Source organism: Streptomyces sp. NPDC058985, from assembly GCF_042740985.1.
Classification (GTDB): domain Bacteria; phylum Actinomycetota; class Actinomycetes; order Streptomycetales; family Streptomycetaceae; genus Streptomyces.
Genome location: NZ_JBHYJX010000047.1, coordinates 1 through 21119, shown reverse-complemented (window position 1 = coordinate 21119; position 21119 = coordinate 1). Strand labels below are relative to the sequence as shown.

The 21119-nt window shown below is 69.6% G+C and carries 19 protein-coding genes; 10 read left to right on the top strand and 9 right to left on the bottom strand.

The window, feature by feature from the left end; genetic code table 11:
* Positions 1–196: 196 nt before the first annotated feature.
* The gene (locus ACFW01_RS31165; RefSeq protein WP_234961120.1) at positions 197–844 is read left to right on the top strand and encodes a helix-turn-helix domain-containing protein; all 648 of its coding nucleotides are present in this window, start codon (positions 197–199) and stop codon (positions 842–844) included.
* An 11-nt stretch (positions 845–855) separates the two neighbouring features.
* Here the strand turns inward: ACFW01_RS31165 and ACFW01_RS31160 are convergent, their stop codons facing one another.
* Positions 856–1101, bottom strand: a complete 246-nt coding sequence (locus tag ACFW01_RS31160; protein WP_234961119.1) for a DUF397 domain-containing protein — start codon at positions 1099–1101, stop codon at positions 856–858.
* Positions 1098–1949, bottom strand: coding sequence for a helix-turn-helix transcriptional regulator (locus ACFW01_RS31155; RefSeq protein WP_234961118.1), 852 nt, complete (start codon positions 1947–1949; stop codon positions 1098–1100). Before ACFW01_RS31155 ends, ACFW01_RS31160 begins: the two co-directional genes overlap by 4 nt.
* Before the next feature lie 157 nt (positions 1950–2106).
* On the opposite strand from ACFW01_RS31155, the gene ACFW01_RS31150 reads away from it, so the two are divergent.
* The 6 genes from ACFW01_RS31150 (at position 2107) to ACFW01_RS31125 (ending at position 10157) form a co-directional block, all read left to right on the top strand.
* Positions 2107–2577, top strand: coding sequence for an ATP-binding protein (locus ACFW01_RS31150; protein WP_234961183.1), 471 nt, complete (start codon positions 2107–2109; stop codon positions 2575–2577).
* A gap of 94 nt (positions 2578–2671) precedes the next feature.
* Positions 2672–7135, top strand: a complete 4464-nt coding sequence (locus ACFW01_RS31145) for an RHS repeat-associated core domain-containing protein (protein WP_384509272.1) — start codon at positions 2672–2674, stop codon at positions 7133–7135.
* Positions 7136–7155: 20 nt separating this feature from the next.
* On the top strand, positions 7156–7605 hold the full coding sequence (locus ACFW01_RS31140) for a hypothetical protein (RefSeq protein WP_234959541.1): 450 nt from the start codon (positions 7156–7158) through the stop codon (positions 7603–7605).
* Positions 7606–7757: 152 nt separating this feature from the next.
* Positions 7758–8735 carry an SUKH-3 domain-containing protein gene (locus tag ACFW01_RS31135; RefSeq protein ID WP_384509219.1) on the top strand — a complete coding sequence of 326 codons (978 nt, stop codon included), beginning with the start codon at positions 7758–7760 and terminating at the stop codon, positions 8733–8735.
* 27 nt (positions 8736–8762) lie between these two features.
* On the top strand, positions 8763–9368 hold the full coding sequence (locus ACFW01_RS31130; RefSeq protein ID WP_384509216.1) for a barstar family protein: 606 nt from the start codon (positions 8763–8765) through the stop codon (positions 9366–9368).
* 9 nt (positions 9369–9377) lie between these two features.
* Positions 9378–10157: a S16 family serine protease gene (locus tag ACFW01_RS31125; RefSeq protein ID WP_384509213.1), complete on the top strand. Its 780-nt coding sequence runs from the start codon at positions 9378–9380 to the stop codon at positions 10155–10157.
* A 23-nt stretch (positions 10158–10180) separates the two neighbouring features.
* On the opposite strand, the gene ACFW01_RS31120 is transcribed toward ACFW01_RS31125, so the two are convergent.
* From ACFW01_RS31120 to ACFW01_RS31100, 5 genes are read right to left on the bottom strand one after another with little or no spacing between them, the layout of a single operon-like run.
* Positions 10181–11173, bottom strand: coding sequence for a glycine betaine ABC transporter substrate-binding protein (locus ACFW01_RS31120; protein ID WP_234959545.1), 993 nt, complete (start codon positions 11171–11173; stop codon positions 10181–10183).
* Positions 11170–12078: an ABC transporter permease gene (locus ACFW01_RS31115; protein WP_384509210.1), complete on the bottom strand. Its 909-nt coding sequence runs from the start codon at positions 12076–12078 to the stop codon at positions 11170–11172. The genes ACFW01_RS31120 and ACFW01_RS31115 overlap by 4 nt, the downstream gene beginning before the upstream one ends.
* On the bottom strand, positions 12075–13361 hold the full coding sequence (locus ACFW01_RS31110; RefSeq protein ID WP_384509208.1) for a betaine/proline/choline family ABC transporter ATP-binding protein: 1287 nt from the start codon (positions 13359–13361) through the stop codon (positions 12075–12077). Before ACFW01_RS31110 ends, ACFW01_RS31115 begins: the two co-directional genes overlap by 4 nt.
* On the bottom strand, positions 13354–14001 hold the full coding sequence (locus tag ACFW01_RS31105; protein ID WP_234959547.1) for an ABC transporter permease: 648 nt from the start codon (positions 13999–14001) through the stop codon (positions 13354–13356). Before ACFW01_RS31105 ends, ACFW01_RS31110 begins: the two co-directional genes overlap by 8 nt.
* Before the next feature lie 29 nt (positions 14002–14030).
* Entirely contained in the window at positions 14031–14531 is a 501-nt protein-coding gene (locus tag ACFW01_RS31100; protein WP_161330856.1) for an Lrp/AsnC family transcriptional regulator, read from the bottom strand.
* A gap of 150 nt (positions 14532–14681) precedes the next feature.
* Here ACFW01_RS31100 and hppD point away from each other — a divergent pair, with 150 nt between their 5' ends.
* Positions 14682–15827, top strand: a complete 1146-nt coding sequence (hppD, locus tag ACFW01_RS31095; protein WP_161330850.1) for a 4-hydroxyphenylpyruvate dioxygenase — start codon at positions 14682–14684, stop codon at positions 15825–15827.
* Between the two features lie 21 nt (positions 15828–15848).
* Here hppD and ACFW01_RS31090 read toward each other — a convergent pair whose 3' ends face one another.
* Positions 15849–17246, bottom strand: coding sequence for a tetratricopeptide repeat protein (locus ACFW01_RS31090; protein WP_234959548.1), 1398 nt, complete (start codon positions 17244–17246; stop codon positions 15849–15851).
* Positions 17247–17337: 91 nt separating this feature from the next.
* Here ACFW01_RS31090 and ACFW01_RS31085 point away from each other — a divergent pair, with 91 nt between their 5' ends.
* Complete coding sequence (locus ACFW01_RS31085) at positions 17338–18789, top strand: FAD-binding oxidoreductase (protein ID WP_384509203.1); 1452 nt, start codon at positions 17338–17340, stop codon at positions 18787–18789.
* Positions 18790–18802: 13 nt separating this feature from the next.
* On the opposite strand, the gene ACFW01_RS31080 is transcribed toward ACFW01_RS31085, so the two are convergent.
* Positions 18803–19216 carry an SsgA family sporulation/cell division regulator gene (locus ACFW01_RS31080; protein WP_234959550.1) on the bottom strand — a complete coding sequence of 138 codons (414 nt, stop codon included), beginning with the start codon at positions 19214–19216 and terminating at the stop codon, positions 18803–18805.
* Positions 19217–19474: 258 nt separating this feature from the next.
* On the opposite strand from ACFW01_RS31080, the gene ACFW01_RS31075 reads away from it, so the two are divergent.
* On the top strand, positions 19475–20995 hold the full coding sequence (locus ACFW01_RS31075; protein ID WP_384509200.1) for an RDD family protein: 1521 nt from the start codon (positions 19475–19477) through the stop codon (positions 20993–20995).
* The last annotated feature ends 124 nt before the right edge of the window (positions 20996–21119 follow it).

Below are 21119 nucleotides of genomic sequence, written 5' to 3'. Positions count from 1 at the left end.
GACCTGGTCGTTACTGTCCCGCTACGCACACGCCCCGTGGCAGCGCCGCCGCGGAGCGCAGCCGTGAAGCGACGGGGCCCGGGTTAGAGGCCGGACCGTCAGCCGATCGGCGGCCTCTGAAGCGCGTCACTGACGGGACTCGGTGACGCATCCGACGCGAGGGGGCCGCCGACCTCACCACTAAGGAGTGGGCGTCGTGACCGCGGAGACCTCTCAGACGCTCGACCGGGGACTGCGGGTCCTCAAGCTGTTGGCCGACACGGACCACGGGCTGACCGTCACCGAGCTTTCACACAAGCTGGGGGTGAACCGGACTGTCGTCTACCGGTTGCTCGCCACGCTGGAACAGCACGCACTGGTACGCCGTGACCTGGGCGGCCGCGCCCGGGTCGGACTCGGCGTACTGGGCCTGGGCCGCCAGGTGCACCCCCTCGTCCGCGAGGCCGCCATGCCGGCCCTGCGCTCGCTGGCCGAGGACATCGGGGCGACGGCCCACCTGACCCTGGTCGACGGGGCCGAGGCACTGGCTGTGGCCGTCGTCGAACCCACCTGGACCGACTACCACGTCGCCTACCGCGCGGGCTTCCGCCACCCCCTGGAACGCGGCGCCGCCGGAAAGGCCATCCTCTCCGCCCGCCAGCCCGGCGAGGCCATGGACGACCCCGGCTACACCCTGACCCACGGCGAACTGGAGGCCGGCGCCTGCGGGGCGGCCGCGCCGCTGCTCGGGGTGACGGGCGTGGAGGGCAGCGTGGGCGTGGTCATGCTCTCGGAGGTGGTCCCGGAACGCGTGGGCGAACGCGTGATGCACGCGGCCCGGGAGGTGGCGGAGGCCCTGCGGTGACGTGCCTCGCCTCAGCCGTGCGAGGCGTAGGCGACGAAGTCGCGCCAGGCGGCGGGGGAGAGGGCGAGCTGGGGGCCACGCCGGTCCTTGGTATCGCGGACGTGGATGCTGGCGGGACATGCGGCGACCTCGACGCAGTCTCCGTCCCCGCCGCTGCTGTAGCTGCTCTTGAACCAGGCGACAGCCACTTCCACGCAGTCACCGTCTCCGCTGCTGCTGTAGCTGCTCTTGAACCATGCCAGCTCAGTGCTGCTCATCGGGCTCCTCGCATCTCCTGCAACAGGCCCAGGGAGTCTTCGAGTGAGAGAGCCTGTGAGCGCATCCTGGCATACCTCATCTGGAGGACGCTCACTTCCTTCGGGTCGGAGACGAACAGGCCTCCGCGCTGGACCTCGTTGTAGGCGAACCAGCGGGCCTCGGGGGTCTCCAGCAGTTGCATGGGACCGGCCAGGCCGACATGAGCCGCCCGCACCAGCGGCATCACCTGCACTTCGACATTGCGCAGAGCTGCCAGCTCCATTACGTGGTCGATCAGTTGCCGGGTCGCATCTGCTCCGCCCGTGCGGCGCAGGAACAAATGCTCCTCAACGATGAAGCTGAACGCCGTGTTCGGCCGCTCCCGCAGCAGCTTCTGCCGTTCCGTCCTCGCCACCCATCGTGCCTCGATCTGTTCATCGCTCAGAGGAGGCAACTGATTCTCGAAAAGCGTGCGCGCATACGCCTCTGTCTGCAACAGACCCGGGACCAGTCGGCATTCATACGTACTGAGGCTGATGGCGGCGGCCTCCAGCCCAGCCCACTGCCGAAACCAACTCGCGAGCCCCGGCTGCCGCGACAGATGCCGCACGGCCCCACTGAGGATTCCGGCCGCATCCAGCACGTCCTCGGCCCGCCGTACGTACTCCGCCGTGGGAAACCGCCGCCCCTGCTCAACCGATGCCACGGTCTGCACGGAGTACCGAACCCGCTCGGCCAACTCCTCCTGCGTCATCCCGGCCCGCTTCCGGAAGCCCTGGACCACCGCCCCGAACGTCCTGAGGCTGTCGGACACATCGGGCTCAACGCCCCCGCCGACCACGCCCGCATCCACCGCACCGTCCGCCATGGCGGCCACCTTCCGCACGCTCTCCCCGCCGCACACTTTGAAGACGCCCAGGCTTACAGCCCTTCACCACCACTGTCCACTCTTCGTACTCGTACGCTGACGGAGCGTACGAGTGGCTGACCTGGTGAAGTACGCGGCCGAACGCCACGGTGACCCCATGACGTCACTCCCGCCCCACCAACTGCCAGTAACTGTACGTATGTTCACCCAGCGCTTCAGATCCACCCCACTCGGCGCCCGTCTCGCCCGGCACCTCACGGCCACCCAGCTCCACGCGTGGGGCATCCCGTACAGGACCGCCCTCTCCGACGCCGCCACCCTCATCGCCGCGGAGCTGGCGGCCAACGCCGTGACCCACGGCCGAGTCCCGGGCCGCGACTTCGAACTGCGCCTCATCCACGCCCCGCACGTCCACCTCCACATCGAGGTCTCCGACACCCGGGCCGAACGCAGGCCACCCGCACGCGGGGAAGCGCCGCCCCTGATCCCGCTGACCGACACCGGCCGGGGCCTGCTCCTGGTCGACGCCCTCGCCGACCGCTGGGAGGTGGTGGACCGCGTCTCACGGGGCGTCGCGCTGCCCGGCAAGACGGTCCGGGCCGAGCTGGACCTCCGGCCGTCCGCCTGAACCCGGCTCACCTTCCACTCGAACACTCGCACCTTGTAAGTTCACTTGTGCATACGGTTGTTGCTGATGTGCGTGCGTCGACGGGGGTTGCGTGATGGTGGGCCACAGGCCGAGTGACTGGCATGTCCTGGACCTGGACAAGGACCCGACCCCGGGCGACCCGCAACGCGTCCGCACGCTCGCGAAGACGTTGCACGATTTCGCGGACGACGTGTCCGAGGCGCTGCGTCTGGTCAAGGGCATGGCGGGGGAGGGCACGCTCGCGGAGTGGGCGGGCAAGTCGGCGACGGTCTTCAAGGAGGAGTTCTCCGGCGTCCCGAAGAACCTGAAGAAGCTCGAGAAGTCGTACGGGATGTGCGGCGACGCGCTCGCGGACTTCTGGCCGAAGCTGGAGCGCGCCCAGGCCCTGGCCGACAAGGCCCTCGCCAAAGCCCGCGAAGCCCGCCAGGACCTGACCTCCGCGCAGTCGAAGCTGTCGTCGGCGGACTCGTGGGTGACGCGGGCGACGAAGGAGGCGGACAAGTACAAGGACGATCCGACGGGCAGCAAGTCGGACGGGGACAAGCCGGACGAGGCGAAGGTCCGCGCCGCCACGCGTGACGCGCAGCACGCGAAGACGGCGCAGACGAACGCGCAGTCGGCGGTCGACTCGGCGCAGAGCGCGCTGGACGCGGCGAAGAAGATGGCCGAGGACGCGCGCAAGATGCGTGAGGACGCGGCCCGGGACGCGAAGAACAAGATCGACGAGGCGTCGGACGCGGGTATTCAGAACCGGTCGTGGTGGGAGGACGTGGGCGACTGGTTCTCCGACAACTGGGACACGATCGTCGCGGTCTGCAAGGTGGTCGTCGCGATCGTGGGCATCGTCGCGATGATCATCGGCGGCCCGATCCTGGGCGCGATCGTGCTGGTCGCCGCCCTGGTCGTGCTCGCGGACACGCTCTACAAATACAGCAAGGGCCAGGCATCCCTATGGGATGTGGGGCTGGCGGCTCTTGACTGCATACCCGGCATGAAGGGGCTGACCTCCCTGGGAGGACTTGCCAAGGGGCTCAAGGCGCTTGGCAAGACCGGACTCAAGGGAATGGCCACGGCCGTGCGCGGAGGCATGGGGAAGCTCCGCCGCCAAGCGCAGATGATGGCCGAGCGAGTATGCAAGAGCGACCCAGTCGACGTGGTGACCGGCGACATGGTCGCGTCAGCCGTGGATGTGGAACTCCTGGGCACTCTTCCCCTCACCTTTGAGCGCCACCATTGCTCCTCGTTCCGTGGCGGGCAGTGGTTCGGGCCCTCTTGGGGTTCCCTTCTGGATGAGAGACTGCTGCTTGACCCCGACGGCGTCCGTCTGGTGACTGCGGACGGCATGGTCCTGCAGTACCCGGTGCCGGAAGCAGACTCGTCGGTACTTCCCGTCGCAGGACCGAAGTGGCCGTTAACGTGGCCCGACGGCCCAGGCGGTGAAATGCAGGTGCTGCGCCCGAGCGACGGAGAGACCTATCGGTTTCGAGCGCTGTCCGGCCTGCCGTTGGCGGAACTGCGCCTGACGGGGATCACTGACCGCAACGGAAATTCGATCACGCTTGAGCACGAAGCGGACGGGACGCCGCGAGCGGTCGTCCGTGAGAACGGCTACCGAGTGGGAATTGAGGTCTCGGACCGGCGTGTCACGGCGTTGCGACTGGATAGCGACCCCGCGGCGCCCGTGATCTGCCGCTACCGCTACGACGACCGTGGCAATCTTTCAGAGGTCTCCGACTCTGCGGGACGGCCCCTGACGCTTTCGTACGACGACTGGCACCGCATTGTCGGGTGGCGGGACCGCAACGGAACCGACTACCGGTACGAGTACGACACTCACGGTCGTTGTGTCCGGACCGTCGGTTCTGACGGCTACCAGAGCGGCACATTCCACTACGACACCGTGGCCGGGGAAACCATTCACCACGACTCGCTGGGATGGGCTACGACCTTCCAGTACAACAAGAACCTTCGAATTGTTCGCGAAGTGGACGCGCTGGGGCAGAGCACTACGACTGAGCGGGACGTGGACGACCGCATACTGGCGGAGACGGACGCCCTGGGCCGCACAACCCGCTTTGCGTACGACGCGCGTGGCAATCTCCGGGCCGTAGTCCGTCCCGACGGACGTCGGACGGTAGCGGAACTCAGCAGCCTCGGACTCCCGGAACGCGTCATTGAGGCGGATGGGGCTGAGTGGTACTTCGACTACGACGCAGCCGGCAATCTGATCGCCGTCACAGACCCGGTCGGTGCCACCACCAGTTACGCCTACGGGGAAGCCGGACAACTGCTCACTGCCACGAATGCGTTGGGCCATGAGCGGCACTACGCGTACGACCATGCTGGCCGAGTCATCTCTCACCGCGATGCCCTCGGAGCAGTAACTCGGTTCACGTACGACTCCTTCGGGCGGACCGAGTCCACGACTGACGCGAGGGGTGACGTCACTCGCTACGGTTGGACGACGGAAGGATTGATGGCGTGGCGTACCGCCCCGGACGGTGCACGCGAGCAGTGGACCTACGACGGTGAAGGAAATGAAACAGAGCACCGCGATGCGGTGGGAGGGATCACCACTTCCGAGTACACGCACTTTGGTCTACTCGCCTCCCGCACACAACCGGACGGCACCCGGCTGACCTTCCGGCATGACACAGAGCTCAGGCTGACCTCCGTGACAGATGGGCGGGGCCGTGAGTGGTGCTACGCGTATGACGCCCTGGGCAACCTGGTGGGAGAGAGTGATTTCTTCGGCCGCACCCTCGAATACACGTACGACGCCGCGAACCAGCTCGTGACTCGTACGAACGCGCTGGGGCAGACCACCCACTATCTCCGTGACCTGTTGGGCAACATCGTCGAACAGCGCAGCGGGGAGGGAGTTGCCAGGTATGCCTATGACGCCCTCGGTCGTACGGTGACGGCGGAGAATTCTGATGCGATCGTCACCCTTGAGCGTGACATGCTCGGGCGAGTCGTGGCTGAATCGTGCAACGGACGCACACTGCGCAACGGCTATGACGTGCTGGGAAGACGCATTCGCCGTCTCACGCCTGACGGAGCACACAGCGTCTGGGAGTACGACGCGGCAGACCGGCCGACGGCCTTGCACGCAGCCGGGCAGTCGCTCGCCGTCCGTTACGACGCGGCTGGGAGAGAAGCGGAGCGTCGTGTCGGGCGCATGATCTTGTCCCAGAGCTGGGACGGACACGATCGGCTGGTCGAACAGAGCCTTGCCGGCGTTCAGGGAGGGCAGTCCCCCTTGCAACGGCGTTACCACTATCGCGCGGACGATCACCCCGTCGAGGTCATCGACAGTGTCAGCGGACGTCGGCAGTTCGATCTCGATGCGGAATCACGCATCACCGCAGTCCGTGCCCAAGGGTGGACAGAACAGTATGCCTACGACGCAGCCGGCGACCTCATTCGCGGTGACTGGCCGTCGACACCCACAGGGGATGGCGCGCACGCTGCGGCCGGTGACCGCGACTTTGGTCCGCTTGGCGTACGCATGGCAGGTCGGACTGCGTACGAGTACGACGCCCAAGGGCGGATCACGAGGCGAAGGACCCGCTTGCTCTCCGGCGGATCCCGAGTATGGAAGTACGGCTGGGGCGATCAAGACCAGTTGCGAGAGGTCGTAACGCCTGACGGTTCCTGCTGGCGCTATCTGTACGACGGGTTCGGCAGGCGTATCGGCAAGCACCTCATGGGCGACGAGGGCACCCCATCGGCCCGGATCGATTTTACCTGGGACGGCACCGAACTGGCTGAACAGACGTCGACTCTCGAAAAGCGTGCTGTGACCTGGGACTGGTCGCCCCATACGGGCGAGCCATTGGTGCAGTCCGAAAGGCGATACACCGCCACCACGTCGCAAGATGATATCGACACCCGATTCTACGCCATCATCACGGACCTCATCGGTGCGCCGACTGAACTCGTAAGTCCTGACGGGGAAATCGATTGGCGGCTGCGCACCACGCTCTGGGGCGTTCCCACGGTCGGTTCTGGAGGCAGGATCGAGTGTCCCCTGCGCTTCCCCGGGCAGTATCACGATTCCGAGAGCGGACTGCATTACAACTATTTCCGTTACTACGACCCCGGCCTCGGGCGTTATTGCAGTCTGGACCCTCTGGGGCTGGGCGGTGGACCGAACCCCGCCTGGTACGCCCCCAACCCCACAGTATGGATCGATCCGTTCGGCCTTGCGCTGTGCCGTAAGCGACCTCGCCTTGAGACGGGCGACCTCAAGAAGGGCTGGCTGCACATCGAGAGCCGGCACATCACGGGAACGAACCCGTCGACCAAGCACGCAGACATGCTTCCGCCCGGGACGACCCGGGAACAGGTGCACGCTGCGGCGAAGAAAGCCGTGCGCAACGGGACGAGGATCTCTGACCCCGGCAGGCGCATCCAGAACTTCCAGAAGAGGATGAAGGTCAACGGCATGTATGCACGCTTCCAGGTGACGGTCGATTCCCACGACGGAAACAACATCATCACCTTTTTCCCCGTTGACAAGACCGCTGTCTGACCTAGGAAGGACTCTGCTCGATGGAGTTCGAATTCTCCGTGGACGAGGCCGAGACACCTCCCCCGTCCGGTTTCGATCTCGGGCATATTGATGTCCGAGGAAGCAACGGGTCAGTGAGTTCACGCGACCGCGGTCCCGATGGGGCGATGATGATCTACCTTACGGTGCCCCTGCTTCTCGACGGCCTGCGTCCGTTTCTGGCCGGGAAACAGCGCTCGTACGAGTCGGCGGCGGTCGATTCTTCGTTTTCGCTCACATTCACGCGAGGGCGGAACGGGTCTGTCGACACGACCTACCAGGGATCGCTCGTTGACCACTCGCCCGCCGCGGATGTTGCCGCCGCCGTTCATGTCGCGGCCAAGCGGTTCGCCGACGCGCATCTGCACCAGCTCCCGCCGGACGATCCCGGTCGTGAGGACCTGCAGCATGCTGTCGCCGAGTTTGAACGCTTCATGGAGCAGGTGCGATGAGCGCGCCGCCGTCCCCCGCGGTCGCGTGTATCTCCCGACGGGCGAGGGACATCAGCTACGAGTACGACGACCCAGGGCGAGGGGACCGCGTCGGCACGCACAGATTCTTGCAAGAACGCACCTGAGTAACTGGCGACCACGGCGGTGACGTGATGAAGAGCGAAGAGATTCCCGAAGAGTGGTCGCCTTTGACCTACCGAGTCCTGCGGTCGGCCGGATGGTATCCCGGTCGGTCTGTTCCACTTGGCAAGTATGAAATCCCTCTTAGGGAGTTCAGTGGACTCGAAATGCACGATGCGGCGAGGGAGTTCCTCGGCGAGTTCGCTGGCTTGTCGACGGCCGCTTGGACTCCCGGTCCGCTGATGCCGCAATCTCCGTTCAGGCTGGATCCCTGCGATGCCAACACGGACCGCGAGGGGGCCGCAAAGATCCGCGAGGTCGTCCTTCGCATGAGTGACAGCGTAGGCACTCCTCTGTATCCCGTCGGTCGCGTGGACGACGGGGAGAGCTGCCTGGCGATGGCCTCCGACGGTTCTGTCTACGTCGGCGAACACGCGGAACTGTTGGCGCGACACGCCTACGCAGCGCTGGAAGTGCTCGGGGTAGAGCGGCGCACCGATGCTCCACTGCCCTTCGTGCTCGTGGGGGATCACCTTGAGTTGCCATCTGACTTCGTTGCCACCCAAGGGCCTGATGGTTCGCCCAGGTGGTCGCCCGAGACGGAGCGCGTACTGCGGTTGGCGGGTTGGCGGCCGGGGCGGGCAGTCTCCGCTGACGTCTGGGAACTAGCCATGCGTGAAGCTGACGATGGTTATGTCATGCACGAAGCCGCCCGGCAATTTCTCAGTGAATTTGGTGGCCTGGAGGTGCGCGAGAGAGGGCCGGGGGTAAATGCGGCGCGAATTCCGTTCCGGCTGGATCCGTCGCTGGCGAAGTGGGATTTCGAAATCATCGAGTCTCTCAGCGAGGACGCCGAAGCTCAACTGTACCCGGTAGGTGATATTTCTCAGGGGAATGTCTACCTGACCGTGGCGGACGACGGAAAGGTCTACCTCGGAATGGACGAAGTCGAGTTGCTGGCAGACACTGTGGACGCTGCGCTGGACAAGCTCGTTCGAGGAATCCGGTGATGCGCATCTTGGATGGTGCGGCGACGAATGGCCGACTTTGACATTACTGACACTTCGGATCCCTGGGTCGTTTTCGTGACTCATGGGTCCGCCGTGGTTCAGAAGCAAATTTCTGGATTGGAGGGGAAAGGGGGTCGTTGCTACTACTTCGACTCCCGTCGGCTTCTGGATGAGCCGGGGATCCACCAGTCCTTCGCCGAAGCGCTCCGCTTCCCCGGGTACTACGGGAACAACTGGGACGCACTGGTGGACTGTCTGGACGACCTGTGTGCGGAGGTCACGGGCGGCAGTGGGATAGTGGGTGTGATCCAGGAGGCGGACCGGCTTCTGGACGCGGACCATTTCCCCCTCTTCGTGTCCGTCCTCTGCCAGGGTGCGGAGCGGGCGAACTCCTGGCTCGACCGCGACGGCTTTCCGCTGGATCGGCCCGCGATCGCGGAGCACTTCGTCTTCGAGTTCCGCGCATTCGATCCCGGCAGGATCGTGCGACTGGTGGAGCAGCCGGATCTGATCGTTACGCAGGGGGACGGCTTCGTCGGCGCGGTGCTCGATCCCGCGGAATGGCATGGAGGGCCGGCCCTCCCCGGCGCCGCCGCCCCGCCCCCACCCCGAGCGGCAGCGCCCCCGCGTTAGATTGACCCCGTGCTCTCACGTCTCTCCCGTCCCCAGTTCCTCGCCGCCTGCGGTGTCCCCGTCGTGGGGCTGCTGGCCGCCGCCCTGTTCGCGCCGTTGCCGTTCTCCGTGGCGCAGCCGGGGCTGACGGCGGACGTGCTGGGGAAGAACCAGGGGGCCGAGGTGATCACCATCAAGGGGGCGCCGACGCACGCGACGAGCGGGCAGTTGCGGATGACGACCATCGAGGCGACCGGGCCGGACGCGAGCGTGCGCCTCGGGGACGTGCTCGGGAGCTGGTTCGACACCGACCGGGCCGTGATGCCGCGCGACGCCGTCTACCCGAGCGGCGACGACGTGGGCGAGATCGAGCAGTACAACCGGGAGCAGATGAAGGAGTCGCAGGACGCGGCGACCACGGCCGCCCTGGACTACCTTCGCCTCGGTAACGAGGACATCGACGTCGACCTGCGGCTGGAGGACGTCGGCGGGCCCAGCGCCGGGCTGCTCTTCTCCCTCGGCATCGTCGACAAGCTCGCCGCCGGCGATCTCACCGGCGGCGAGGTCGTCGCCGGGACCGGCACCATCACCACCGGCGGGAAGGTCGGCGCGGTGGGCGGCGTACCGCTGAAGACGCAGGCCGCGCGGCGGGACGGGGCGACCGTCTTCCTCGTACCGAAAGCCGAGTGCTCCGACGCGCAGGCCGAGCTGCCCAAGGGGCTGCGGCTGATCCCGGTCACCACCCTCAAGGGTGCCGTCGACTCCCTGACCGCCCTGGAGAGCGGCAAGGGCAGCGTGCCCGCCTGCTGAGGCCGGGCACCCGTTAGGAGGACCTAGCCCTCCACCACGAACCCCTTCTCCTTCATCCAGTCCAGCGCCACCTGGTGCGGATCCTCGCCGTCCACGTCGACCTTCGCGTTCAGGGTCTGCGCGACGTCGTTGGTCAGCGCCTTCGTGACCGGGTTCAGGACCGAGGCGATCGCCGGCCAGGCCTTCAGGGTGGCGGTGCGGACCATGGGGGCCGCGTTGTAGTTCGGGAAGAACTTGCGGTCGTCCTCCATCACCACCAGGTTCATCGACTTGATCCGGCCGTCTGTGGTGTAGACCTCGCCGTAGGTGCAGGCGCCCTTGGCGGTCTGGGTGTAGATGATGCCGGTGTCCATCTGCGTGATGTTCCCGGCCGGCAGGGACATCCCGTACGCCTTCTCCAGGCCCGGCAGTCCGTCCGCGCGGTTGGCGAACTCGCCCTCCACGCACAGCGTCACCGCGCCCGGGTCCGACTTCGACAGCCGGGCGACCTCGGAGAGCGTCTTCGTCCCGTACTTCTTGTAGTTCGCCTGGTTCATCGCCAGCGCGTACGTGTTGTTCAGCGGCGCCGGCGGCAGCCAGGTCAGGCCCTTCTTCGCGTCCGCGTCCTTCACCGCCTGCCACTGCTGCCGGGGGTCGGGGATCGGCTTGCTGTTGCCCAGGTACGTGATCCAGGCGGTGCCCGTGTACTCGTACGTGGCGTCCGCGTCGCCGTTCTCCACCGCCGCCCGGGTGCCGACGGAGCCCTGGATGCCCGTGCGGTCGAGTACCTCCGCGCCGGCCGCCTCGAAGGCGATGCCCATGATCGCGCCCAGCACCAGCTGCTCGGTGAACTCCTTGGAGGTGACCGTGAGGTCGGCGTCCGCCAGCGGCCGGCCCTGCCCGATGGAGCCGGGCCCGACGTCGTCGACCATCGGGGAGCCGCTGGTCAGCCCGCACCCGGCGGAGGCCACCAGGACGGACGCGGCCAGCAACAGACACGTACGCCTGCTCACGGCGCCGGCTCGGGGCCGTCTCATGTCCCCACCTCCAGGCCCCGCGGCCGCAGCAGCAGTTCCGCCAGCGAGGCCAGCCAGTCCACCAGCAGCGCCAGCGCCACGGTGAGGATCGAGCCGAGTACGAGCACCGGCATCCGCTGGCTGGTGATGCCGGTGGTGATGAGCACGCCGAGGCCGCCGCCCCCGCCGAAGGTCGCCAGTGTCGCCGTACCGACGTTCAGGACGAGGGCCGTGCGCACGCCGGCCAGGATGAGGGGGACGGCGAGGGGGAGTTCCACCCGGGTGAGGACGCCCATCGGGGACATGCCGATGCCGCGGGCCGCCTCCAGGAGTGTCGGGTCGTTCGCCTTCAGGCCGGCGATGGTGTTGGAGAGCACGGGCAGCACCGCGTAGATGATGATGCCGATCAGGGCTGCCCGGCGGCCGATGCCCAGCCAGATCACCAGCAGTGCGAGCAGGCCGATCGCGGGGGTGGCCTGGCCCATGTTGGCGAACGCCATCGCCACCGGTGTGGCCTTCCGGAACATCCGCCGGGTCAGCAGGATGCCCAGCGGGATCGCGATGATCAGCACGAAGAAGGTGGAGATCACCGTGAGCTGGACATGCTGCCACAGTGCCTTGGTGACCTGGCCGTTCGACAGCGCGTTCCGGCTGAGCGCGTCCAGGTCGGCCTGCCGGAACCACAGCCAGGTCGCCAGCAGTACGGCGATCACGGCCACCGGCAGGAAGGTCAGCTTCCGCCAGCCGACCCGGAGCTGGGCCGCCGAGGGGGACGCCCGCCCGGGCTCCCGCTCGGCCTCGTGCTCCGCCTCATCCGCGGCGTCGCTCCCGGCGTCGTCCCCGGCGTCGTCCCTGAAGGCCACGCCGCCGGCCTCGGGCTCGTCCCCCGGACGCCGGCCGCCGGGGGAGCGGGAGGATCCGCTCATGCCCGGCCCCCGATCCCCCCGAAGCCCTCCTGCTCGGCATGGGTCTGGTCGGTCCGGGTCTCCTCCAGGTCGTGCTGGTGCTCCAGCGCGTCCAGCCGGTCGGCCTCGAGCAGCTCGTGCACGGAGTTCATCAGCGTCTCCATGTCGACGACGCCCGTGTACTCCCCGCGCCGCCCGGTCACCGCGACCCGCCCCGCGTTGTCGGTGAGCACCGCCTCCAGCGCGTCCCGCAGCGTCGCGTCCCGGGTCACCGTGTCGTGGACCAGCGTCCCGGCCCGCGCCAGCGAACCCCGCGCCCGCATCAGGTCGCCGCGCCGCAGCCACTTGTAGGGCCGGCCGCGCCGGTCGAGGAGCAGGATCTCGTTGGTGCCCGCGTCCCGGAGCCGGTCGAAGATGTGCTGGAGCGGGTCCTCCACGGTCACCGTCGGGTAGTCGGTGATCGCCACGTCCCGCACCCGGCTCAGGTTCAGCCGCTTCAGCGCCGCACCCGCGCCCACGAAGCCGGAGACGAAGTCGTCCGCCGGGTTGGTGAGGATCGCCTCCGGGGTGTCGAACTGCGCGATGTGGGAGCGTTCGCGCAGCACGGCGATCCGGTCGCCCAGCTTGATCGCCTCGTCGAAGTCGTGGGTGACGAAGACGATCGTCTTGTGCAGCTCGTGCTGGAGCCGGATCAGCTCGTCCTGGAGGTGGTCGCGGGTGATCGGGTCGACCGCGCCGAACGGCTCGTCCATCAGCAGGACGGGCGGATCCGCCGCCAGCGCCCTGGCCACGCCCACCCGCTGCTGCTGGCCGCCGGAGAGCTGGCGCGGATAGCGGTTGTGGAACTCCCCGGCGTCGAGGCCGACCAGGTCCAGCATCTCCTCCACCCGCGACCTGATCCGCGCCTTGGACCAGCCGATCATCCGCGGCACCAGGGCGATGTTCTGGGCGACGGTCATGTGCGGGAAGAGGCCGGAGGCCTGGATCGCGTAGCCGACCTTGCGGCGCAGCTTGACCGGGTCGATGTCGGTGACGTCCTCGCCGTTGATGCGGATGCGTCCGCCGCTGGGCTCGATCAGCCGGTTGATCATCTTCAGGGTGGTGGACTTCCCGCAGCCCGACGGGCCGACGAAGATCACCGTCTCGCCGGCCTTGATCTCCATCGACACGTTCTCGACGGCCGGCTGCGGGTTGCCGGGGTAGAGCTTGGTGAGGGACTCCAGCTCGATGGTCGCCCCGGTGGCGGTCCGGGTGGTGGCACCGTTCCCCTCGGGCGCGGTGGTGGGCTCGGTCGTCTCAGGCACGGATCCCCCTGGGAATGGTCAGGCGTCCGAGCAGGACGTACGCGGCGTCGAACAGAAGCGCCAGGACGATGATCCCGAGCGTGCCCGCGAGCACCTGGTTGAGCGCGTTCTTGCTGCCCAGCGAGGCGATGCCGCGGAAGATCTCGTTGCCGAGGCCGGGACCCGAGGCGTAGGCGGCGATCGCGGCGATGCCCATCAGCATCTGCGTCGAGACCCGGATGCCGGTGAGGATCGGCGGCCAGGCCAGCGGCAGCTCCACCCGCAGCAGCCGGGCCGGGCGCGACATCCCGATGCCCGTGGCCGCGTCCACCAGCGCCGGGTCGACCCCGCGCAGGCCGACGATCGAGTTCCGGACGATCGGCAGCAGCCCGTACAGGGTCAGGGCCGTCACCGTCGGCGGCACGCCCAGACCGACGATCGGGATGAGCAGACCGATCATGGCCAGCGACGGGATGGTCAGGATGGTCGACGTGGACAGGGTCGCCAGGTTGCCCGCCCACTCGCTGCGGTAGGTGACCACGCCGATCAGCACCCCGAGCAGCGTCGCCACCACCATGCACTGGAAGACGGCGCTGGCGTGCTGATAGGCGTCCGCGAGCAGCTGCTGGTGGCGGCTGCCCAGGAAGTCCCAGAAGTTCACGTCCGCTCACCTCCGGGATCGGGTCGGTCTCAGTCGCCTCTGCCGGTGTCCTCGGCCGCCTGCTCCACCAGCGGGATGATCCGCAGCGGGACGGGGTTCTCCATGACGATCGCCGTGGAGGCCCGGACGATGCCATCAAAACCGACGACCAGGTCGATCACACGCTGGAGATCGGCGTTCGAGCGGGCCACCAGACGGCACAGCATGTCCCCGGTGCCGGTGGTGGTGTGCAGCTCCAGCACCTCCGGCACCGTCGCCAAGTGCGCCCGGACATCGGCCCCTTGACCCTGCCGGATCTGCAGCGTCGCGAACGCGGTGACCGGGTAGCCGAGGGCCGCCGGGTCCACCTCGGGACCGAAGCCGCGGATGACTCCGTTCGACTGAAGCCGGTCGAGGCGGGCCTGCGCGGTGCCCCGCGCGACCCCGAGCCGACGCGACATCTCCAGCACCCCGATCCGCGGCTCCCGGGCCAGCAGCCCGATGATCCGCCCGTCCAGCCGATCGATCCCCGCACCCGCCGCACCGGCCATACCCGCACCCTCCCGTCCGGTCATCCCGGCTAGTCGCCCCGCTGGTCATCCTGTACACATCGCCCGCACCGCCCAGCGATTCACTAGTCAGAATGCCCACTGAAAACGCGAACTATTGCGCACCTTGCAGGCAGGGGAGAACCTGCGGCTATGACGCAGACCACACACCACACTCCCGACACCGCCCGGCAGGCCGATCCCTTCCCGGTCAAGGGAATGGACGCGGTCGTCTTCGCCGTGGGCAACGCCAAGCAGGCCGCGCACTACTACTCCACCGCCTTCGGCATGAAGCTGGTCGCGTACTCCGGACCGGAGAACGGCAGCCGGGAGACCGCGAGCTACGTCCTGGAGAGCGGCTCCGCCCGCTTCGTGTTCACCTCGGTGATCAAGCCGTCCACCGAGTGGGGCACCTTCCTCTCCCAGCACGTGGCCGAGCACGGCGACGGCGTCGTCGACCTCGCCATCGAGGTGCCGGACGCCCGCGCCGCCCACGCGTACGCCGTCGAGCACGGCGCCCGCTCGCTCGCCGAGCCCCACGAGGTCAAGGACGAGCACGGCACCGTCGTCCTCGCCGCGATCGCCACCTACGGCGAGACCCGCCACACGCTCGTCGAGCGCACCGGCTACGACGGCCCCTACCTGCCCGGCTACGCCGCCGCCGACCCCATGGTCGAGCCGCCCGCCCGGCGCACCTTCCAGGCCGTCGACCACTGCGTCGGCAACGTCGAACTCGGCCGGATGAACGAGTGGGTCGGCTTCTACAACAAGGTCATGGGCTTCACGAACATGAAGGAGTTCGTGGGCGACGACATCGCCACCGAGTACAGCGCGCTGATGTCGAAGGTCGTGGCCGACGGCACGCTCAAGGTCAAGTTCCCGATCAACGAGCCCGCGATCGCCAAGAAGAAGTCCCAGATCGACGAGTACCTGGAGTTCTACGGCGGCGCCGGCGTCCAGCACATCGCGCTGAACACCAACGACATCGTGCAGACCGTCCGCTCCATGCGCGCGGCCGGCGTCCAGTTCCTGGACACCCCCGACTCGTACTACGACACGCTCGGCGAGTGGGCCGGCGAGACCCGGGTGCCGGTCGAGACCCTGCGGGAGCTGAAGATCCTCGTCGACCGGGACGAGGACGGCTACCTGCTGCAGATCTTCACCAAGCCGGTCCAGGACCGCCCGACCGTCTTCTTCGAGATGATCGAGCGGCACGGCTCGATGGGCTTCGGCAAGGGCAACTTCAAGGCCCTGTTCGAGGCGATCGAGCGCGAGCAGGAGAAGCGCGGCAACCTCTGACCGCCGCCGCCACCGGGCCCGTCAGCTGGGCGGGCCCTCCTCCGAGGGCTCGCCCAGCTCCTTCAGCGCCCGCTCGGCCTCCCGCGCCCCCAGCGGCGAGAAGTGCGGGTTGATCACCAGCGCCTCCCGCAGATGCCGCCGCGCGGGCCCGTACCGCTCCAGCTCCTTCTCGATCACACCCCGGTGGAACACGTACAGCGCGCTGCGCACCCCGCCGCCCTTCTCGCCGTCCGTTGCGAGGGTGGCGAACTCCAGCGCCTCCTCGTGCTCACCGCTGCGGTGCAGCGCCCAGCCCAGCGCGTCGGCGACCGCGGTCCCCGGCTGCCGCCCCCACTCCGCCCGCAGCCGCCGCACCGCGGCCGCCGGGTCCCCGTGGTCCGCCTCGAACCGCCCCAGCACCAGCTCCTCGTCGGCCCCGGCCGCCTGGGCGCCGCGCACCCGCGCGCGCAACAGGTCGTACTGCACCCGGGCGGCCTGCTCCAGCCCGAGCGACTCGTACAGCTCGCCCAACTCCAGGGCGTACTCGGGGCTCGGCCGCTTGGCCAGCGCCGCCTGGTACGCGGTCAGCGCGTCCGTCGTCCGGCCCAGCGCCGCCATCGCCCGGCCCTCCCCGGCCTGCGCCGCCCGCTGGTCGGGATCGGTGCGCAGCGCCTCCTGGAAGAACCGCAGGGCTCCCTGGAGGTCCCCGCGCTCGAACGCCAGCCGCCCGGCCTGCTCCAGATACGCGGCCCGCTCGGCCGGCGCCCGAGCCGCGGCCGCCGCGTCGGAGATCTGCGCCGCCGCGTCCTCCCGCCAGCCCCGGTCCCGGTACACGGCCGCGGCCCGCGCCTTCACGGCCGGTGTGCCCGCCCGCAGCTCCAGCATCCGGTCCAGGGCGCGGCCGACGCCCTTGTGGTCGCCGAGCCCGGTGTAGGCGTCGATCAGCACCGCGTGCGCCGTCCACCGCATCGGCGCCGCCTCGGCCGCGCGCTCGCCCCACTTCTTCGCCGCGGGGAAGTCCCGGCGCGCGACGGCCAGTGCCGCCAGCCCTTCAAGGGCCTGCGGGTTGCGCTCCGCCCCCACCTTCAGCGAGGCGTTCAGCGCCTTCTCGGCCTTCGCCCAGTTCGCGAAGGACTCCGTCCGGCGGCCCTGCTCGACGTAGGCCGCCCCCAGCACCGCCCACGACGCCCCGTCCAGCGGATGCGCCCGCAGGTGCGACTCCCGGTCCCCGATCAGCACCGCCAGGTCAGGGAGCGCGGCCGGCACCCCGGTGGTCACCGCCCCCCGGGCCATCGCCGCGGGCCCCGGCGCGGGCGGGGGAGCGTCGTCCCCCTCCCGGGGCAGCAGCACCAGGACCCCGCCGAGTACGACGGCTCCGGCGACCGAGGCGATCAGTACCCGGCGTGTGCGGCGGGAACGCCACCCGTGTTCGATCTCCATGGCGCCCACTGTGCGCCCATATGACGAGCACACCGTGCTTGCGCCGGGCAGGGCCCACGGGGTTCACACCGATGGCCCCGGGTGCAACCCTGTGATCATGAGCCGTATCGAAGCGCCTCAAGACGCAGCCGACGGAGCCGACGGAGCCGACGCAGCCGACGGAGCCCCGGCGGTCACCAGCCCCCTCGTCGAGCGGCTGCTCGCCGGGCTGCCCGTCGAGGCCGTCCTCACCGACCCCGACATCACGGCCTCCTACGCCCACGACATGGCGAGCTTCTGCCCGTCCGGCGTCCCCGCGGTGGTCGTCCTGCCGCGCACCGTCGAGGACGTCCAGCACGTCATGCGCACCGCCACCGAGCTGCGCGTCCCGGTCGTCCCGCAGGGCGCCCGCACCGGGCTGTCCGGCGCGGCCAACGCCACCGACGGCTGCGTCGTGCTCTCCCTGACCAGGATGGACCGCATCCTGGAGATCAACCCGGTCGACCGCGTCGCCGTCGTCGAGCCGGGCGTCGTCAACGCCACGCTCTCCCGCGCGGTGAACGAACACGGCCTGTACTACCCGCCGGACCCCTCCAGCTGGGAGATGTGCACCATCGGCGGCAACATCGGCACCGCCTCCGGCGGCCTGTGCTGCGTCAAGTACGGGGTGACCGCCGAGTACGTCCTCGGTCTGGACGTCGTCCTCGCCGACGGCCGCCTGATGTCCACCGGCCGCCGCACCGCCAAGGGCGTCGCCGGCTACGACCTCACCCGCCTCTTCGTCGGCTCCGAGGGCTCCCTCGGCATCGTCGTGCGGGCCGTGCTCGCGCTGCGCCCCAAGCCGCCCGAGCAGCTGGTGCTGGCCGCCGAGTTCGCCTCCGCGTCCGCCGCCTGCGACGCGGTCTGCCGGATCATGGAGGGCGGCCACGTGCCGTCCCTCCTCGAACTGATGGACCGTACAACCGTCAAGGCGGTCAACGACCTCGCCCACATGGGGCTGCCGGAGACCACGGAAGCCCTACTGCTGGCCGCCTTCGACACCGACGACCCCGCCGCCGACCTCGGCGCCGTCGGCGCGCTGTGCGAGGCCGCCGGTGCCACCCAGGTGGTGCCCGCCGACGACGCCGCCGAGTCCGAACTCCTCCTCCAGGCGCGGCGCCTGTCCCTCACGGCGCTGGAGGCGGTCAAGGGCACCACGATGATCGACGACGTGTGCGTGCCGCGCTCCCGGCTCGGCGACATGCTGGAGGGCATCGAGCGCGTCGCCGCGAAGTACGGCCTCACCATCGGGGTCTGCGCCCACGCGGGCGACGGCAACACCCACCCCACCGTCTGCTTCGACGCGCGGGACCCCGACGAGTCGCGGCGGGCCCGCGAGTCCTTCGACGAGATCATGGCCCTGGGCCTGGAACTGGGCGGCACCATCACCGGCGAGCACGGCGTGGGCGTCCTGAAGAAGGAGTGGCTGGCCCGCGAGATCGGCCCGGTGGGACTGGAGATGCAGCGGGCCGTCAAGCAGGTCTTCGACCCGCTGGGCATCCTCAACCCCGGCAAGCTCTTCTGACCCGCGGCGGGGCTCACCGGGCGAGCAGTTCGGCCAGTCCGTCGTCGATGCCGAGCTGTCCGCCCTCGGTGCCCGGCGGCACGGCGCGCAGCGTCCGCTCCAGCCAGGCGGACACCTGGGCGGTGGGCGCCTCCAGGAGGGCGTCCCCGTCGGGGCTGCTCAGCGCCATCAGCACGACGCTGCGGCCCTCCGCCTTCGACGGCCACACCCGCACGTCCCCGTGCCCGGACGGCCGGAAGACCCCCTCCACCAGGAGTTCGCGCGCGAACGTCCAGTGCACCGGGTGACCGGAGTCGATGTGGAAGGTGATGTGCACGGCGTAGGGGTCGTCGGTGTGGTAGCCGAGCAGGGCCGGCACGGCGATGCCGTGTTCGGGGGACAGGATGAGCCTCAGCTCCAGTTCGCGTTCCACGACGGTGGGGTGCATGGCGGGTTGTTCCTCTCTCGTACGGATCCGCACGGGCCGCCCGGAGCGGGCCCGCACGAGTGAGAGCGGCCGGAGACGCGAGCGTTACGCGGGTTCGCGGAACTTTTTTCCCACCACCTCTGTCCCAGGTGTGAAGGTCCATGCACGAGGTTGCCCGGAAAGGGGTGGGTCCGGCGGGACCGGCGGTGCGGATTGCGCCCGTCTGATAGATGTTTGGTGCCCCTCTATCAACCCCCGAGCAGATACGGGACGACGGACATGAGCGCCCCAACCCCGGCCCCCGGCGACGACAGGCCCCGCGAAGGGTATTACCCGGACCCGTCCATTCCTGGATATGTCCGGTACTGGAACGGCGCCTCCTGGGTGTCGGGCACCAGTCGGCCCGCTCCGAAGGACGGCGAGTCGCTCGTGCCGCCCCCCGGCGCGCCGGCCTCGGCCTCCGTCGAGGAGACCGGCCCGCACTTCTTCGACGAGGACCCGGTCGCGGAACAGCCGCCCGCGGCGTCCCAGCACGGCAGCCGTCCCGAACCCGCGACGGCCTGGGGCGCCGACCGCGCCCAGCGCTCCGGCCACCCGGACGCCCCGGGCCGGTCCGTCGCCTGGCCGGGCCCGGCGCAGGGGACCGACCCGAGGATTCCGCACGCCCGGCAGGAGGGGCCGCCCGCCGAGGCCGCCCCCGCCGACGCGCGTTCCGGCGCGGGTGCCGGTGCCGGTGCCGGTGCCGGTGACGCGCGGGCGGGCGTCCCGGCGGAGCCCGCGTCCGGCGAGGCGGAGGACCGGGGCGGCAACACCTTCGTCTTCCGCCGCCCGACGGCGGGCCCGCAGGACGCCCCGGCCGCGGGCGGCACTCCCGCCCCGGCCCCGTCGCCCGCCCCGGCCCCCGCCCCCGCTCCCGCTCCCGGGCCCGCGTCTCGCGCCGATGACGACGAGGGCACCATGACCTTCCGCGCCGTCAAGCCCCGCGCGGGCGCGCAGCCCGGCGGTGGAGCCGGTGCGGACGGACCCGGATTCGGCGCCGGGAAGGCGGCCGCCGCCCGGGCCGCCTCCCCGCAGGCTCCGTCCCCGCAGGCGCCCGCGAGCCCGGCCGGTCCGGCCGTCCCCCCGCAGGCGCCCGCCCCTCACCAGGCACCCGCGCCGCAGCCCGCCGCGCCGGTCGCGGCCGGTCCCGGCGGCGGTCAGTCTTCGTGGGCGCAGCAGGTGCACCGGCTGGCCGGGGCTGGCGGCGAGGAGCAGCCCGTCGCGCCGTGGAAGCCGCCGGTCGATGACGTGTTCCAGGCCGCCGCCCGGCGCCAGGCGGCGGCCCGGCCCGCCGGTCTCGGCAAGCGGCTGGCCGCCCGGCTGATCGACACCGTCGTCCTCGCGGGCGTCACCGCCGTGGCCGCCGTACCGCTCGGCACCAAGGCGGTCGACCACGTCAACGACAAGATCGACCAGGCGAAGCTCTCCGGCGAGACGGTCACGGTCTGGCTGCTCGACGGCACGACCTCGCTGTACCTGGGGATCGTGCTGGCCGTGCTGCTCGTCTTCGGCGTCGTCTACGAGGCGCTGCCCACCGCCAAGTGGGGCCGCACCCTGGGCAAGCGGCTGCTCGGCCTGGAGGTACGGGACATCGAGGCCCACGAGGCGCCGTCCTTCGGCGCCGCGCTGCGCCGCTGGCTGGTCTACAGCGTGCCCGGCCTTCTCGTCGTCGGTGTGGTGGGCGTCGCCTGGTGCCTCTTCGACCGGCCGTGGCACCAGTGCTGGCACGACAAGGCCGCCGGCACGTTTGTCGCGGGCTGACTGGGCGGGGGCGGGGTCGGGGGCGGGGGGCTTGCGTCTCGTCGCCGGGTGCGGGTGCGCTGTGGTTGCTCGCGCAGTTCCCCGCGCCCCTTGAGGTACGTGCACTGGACGCGCCCCAAAGGGG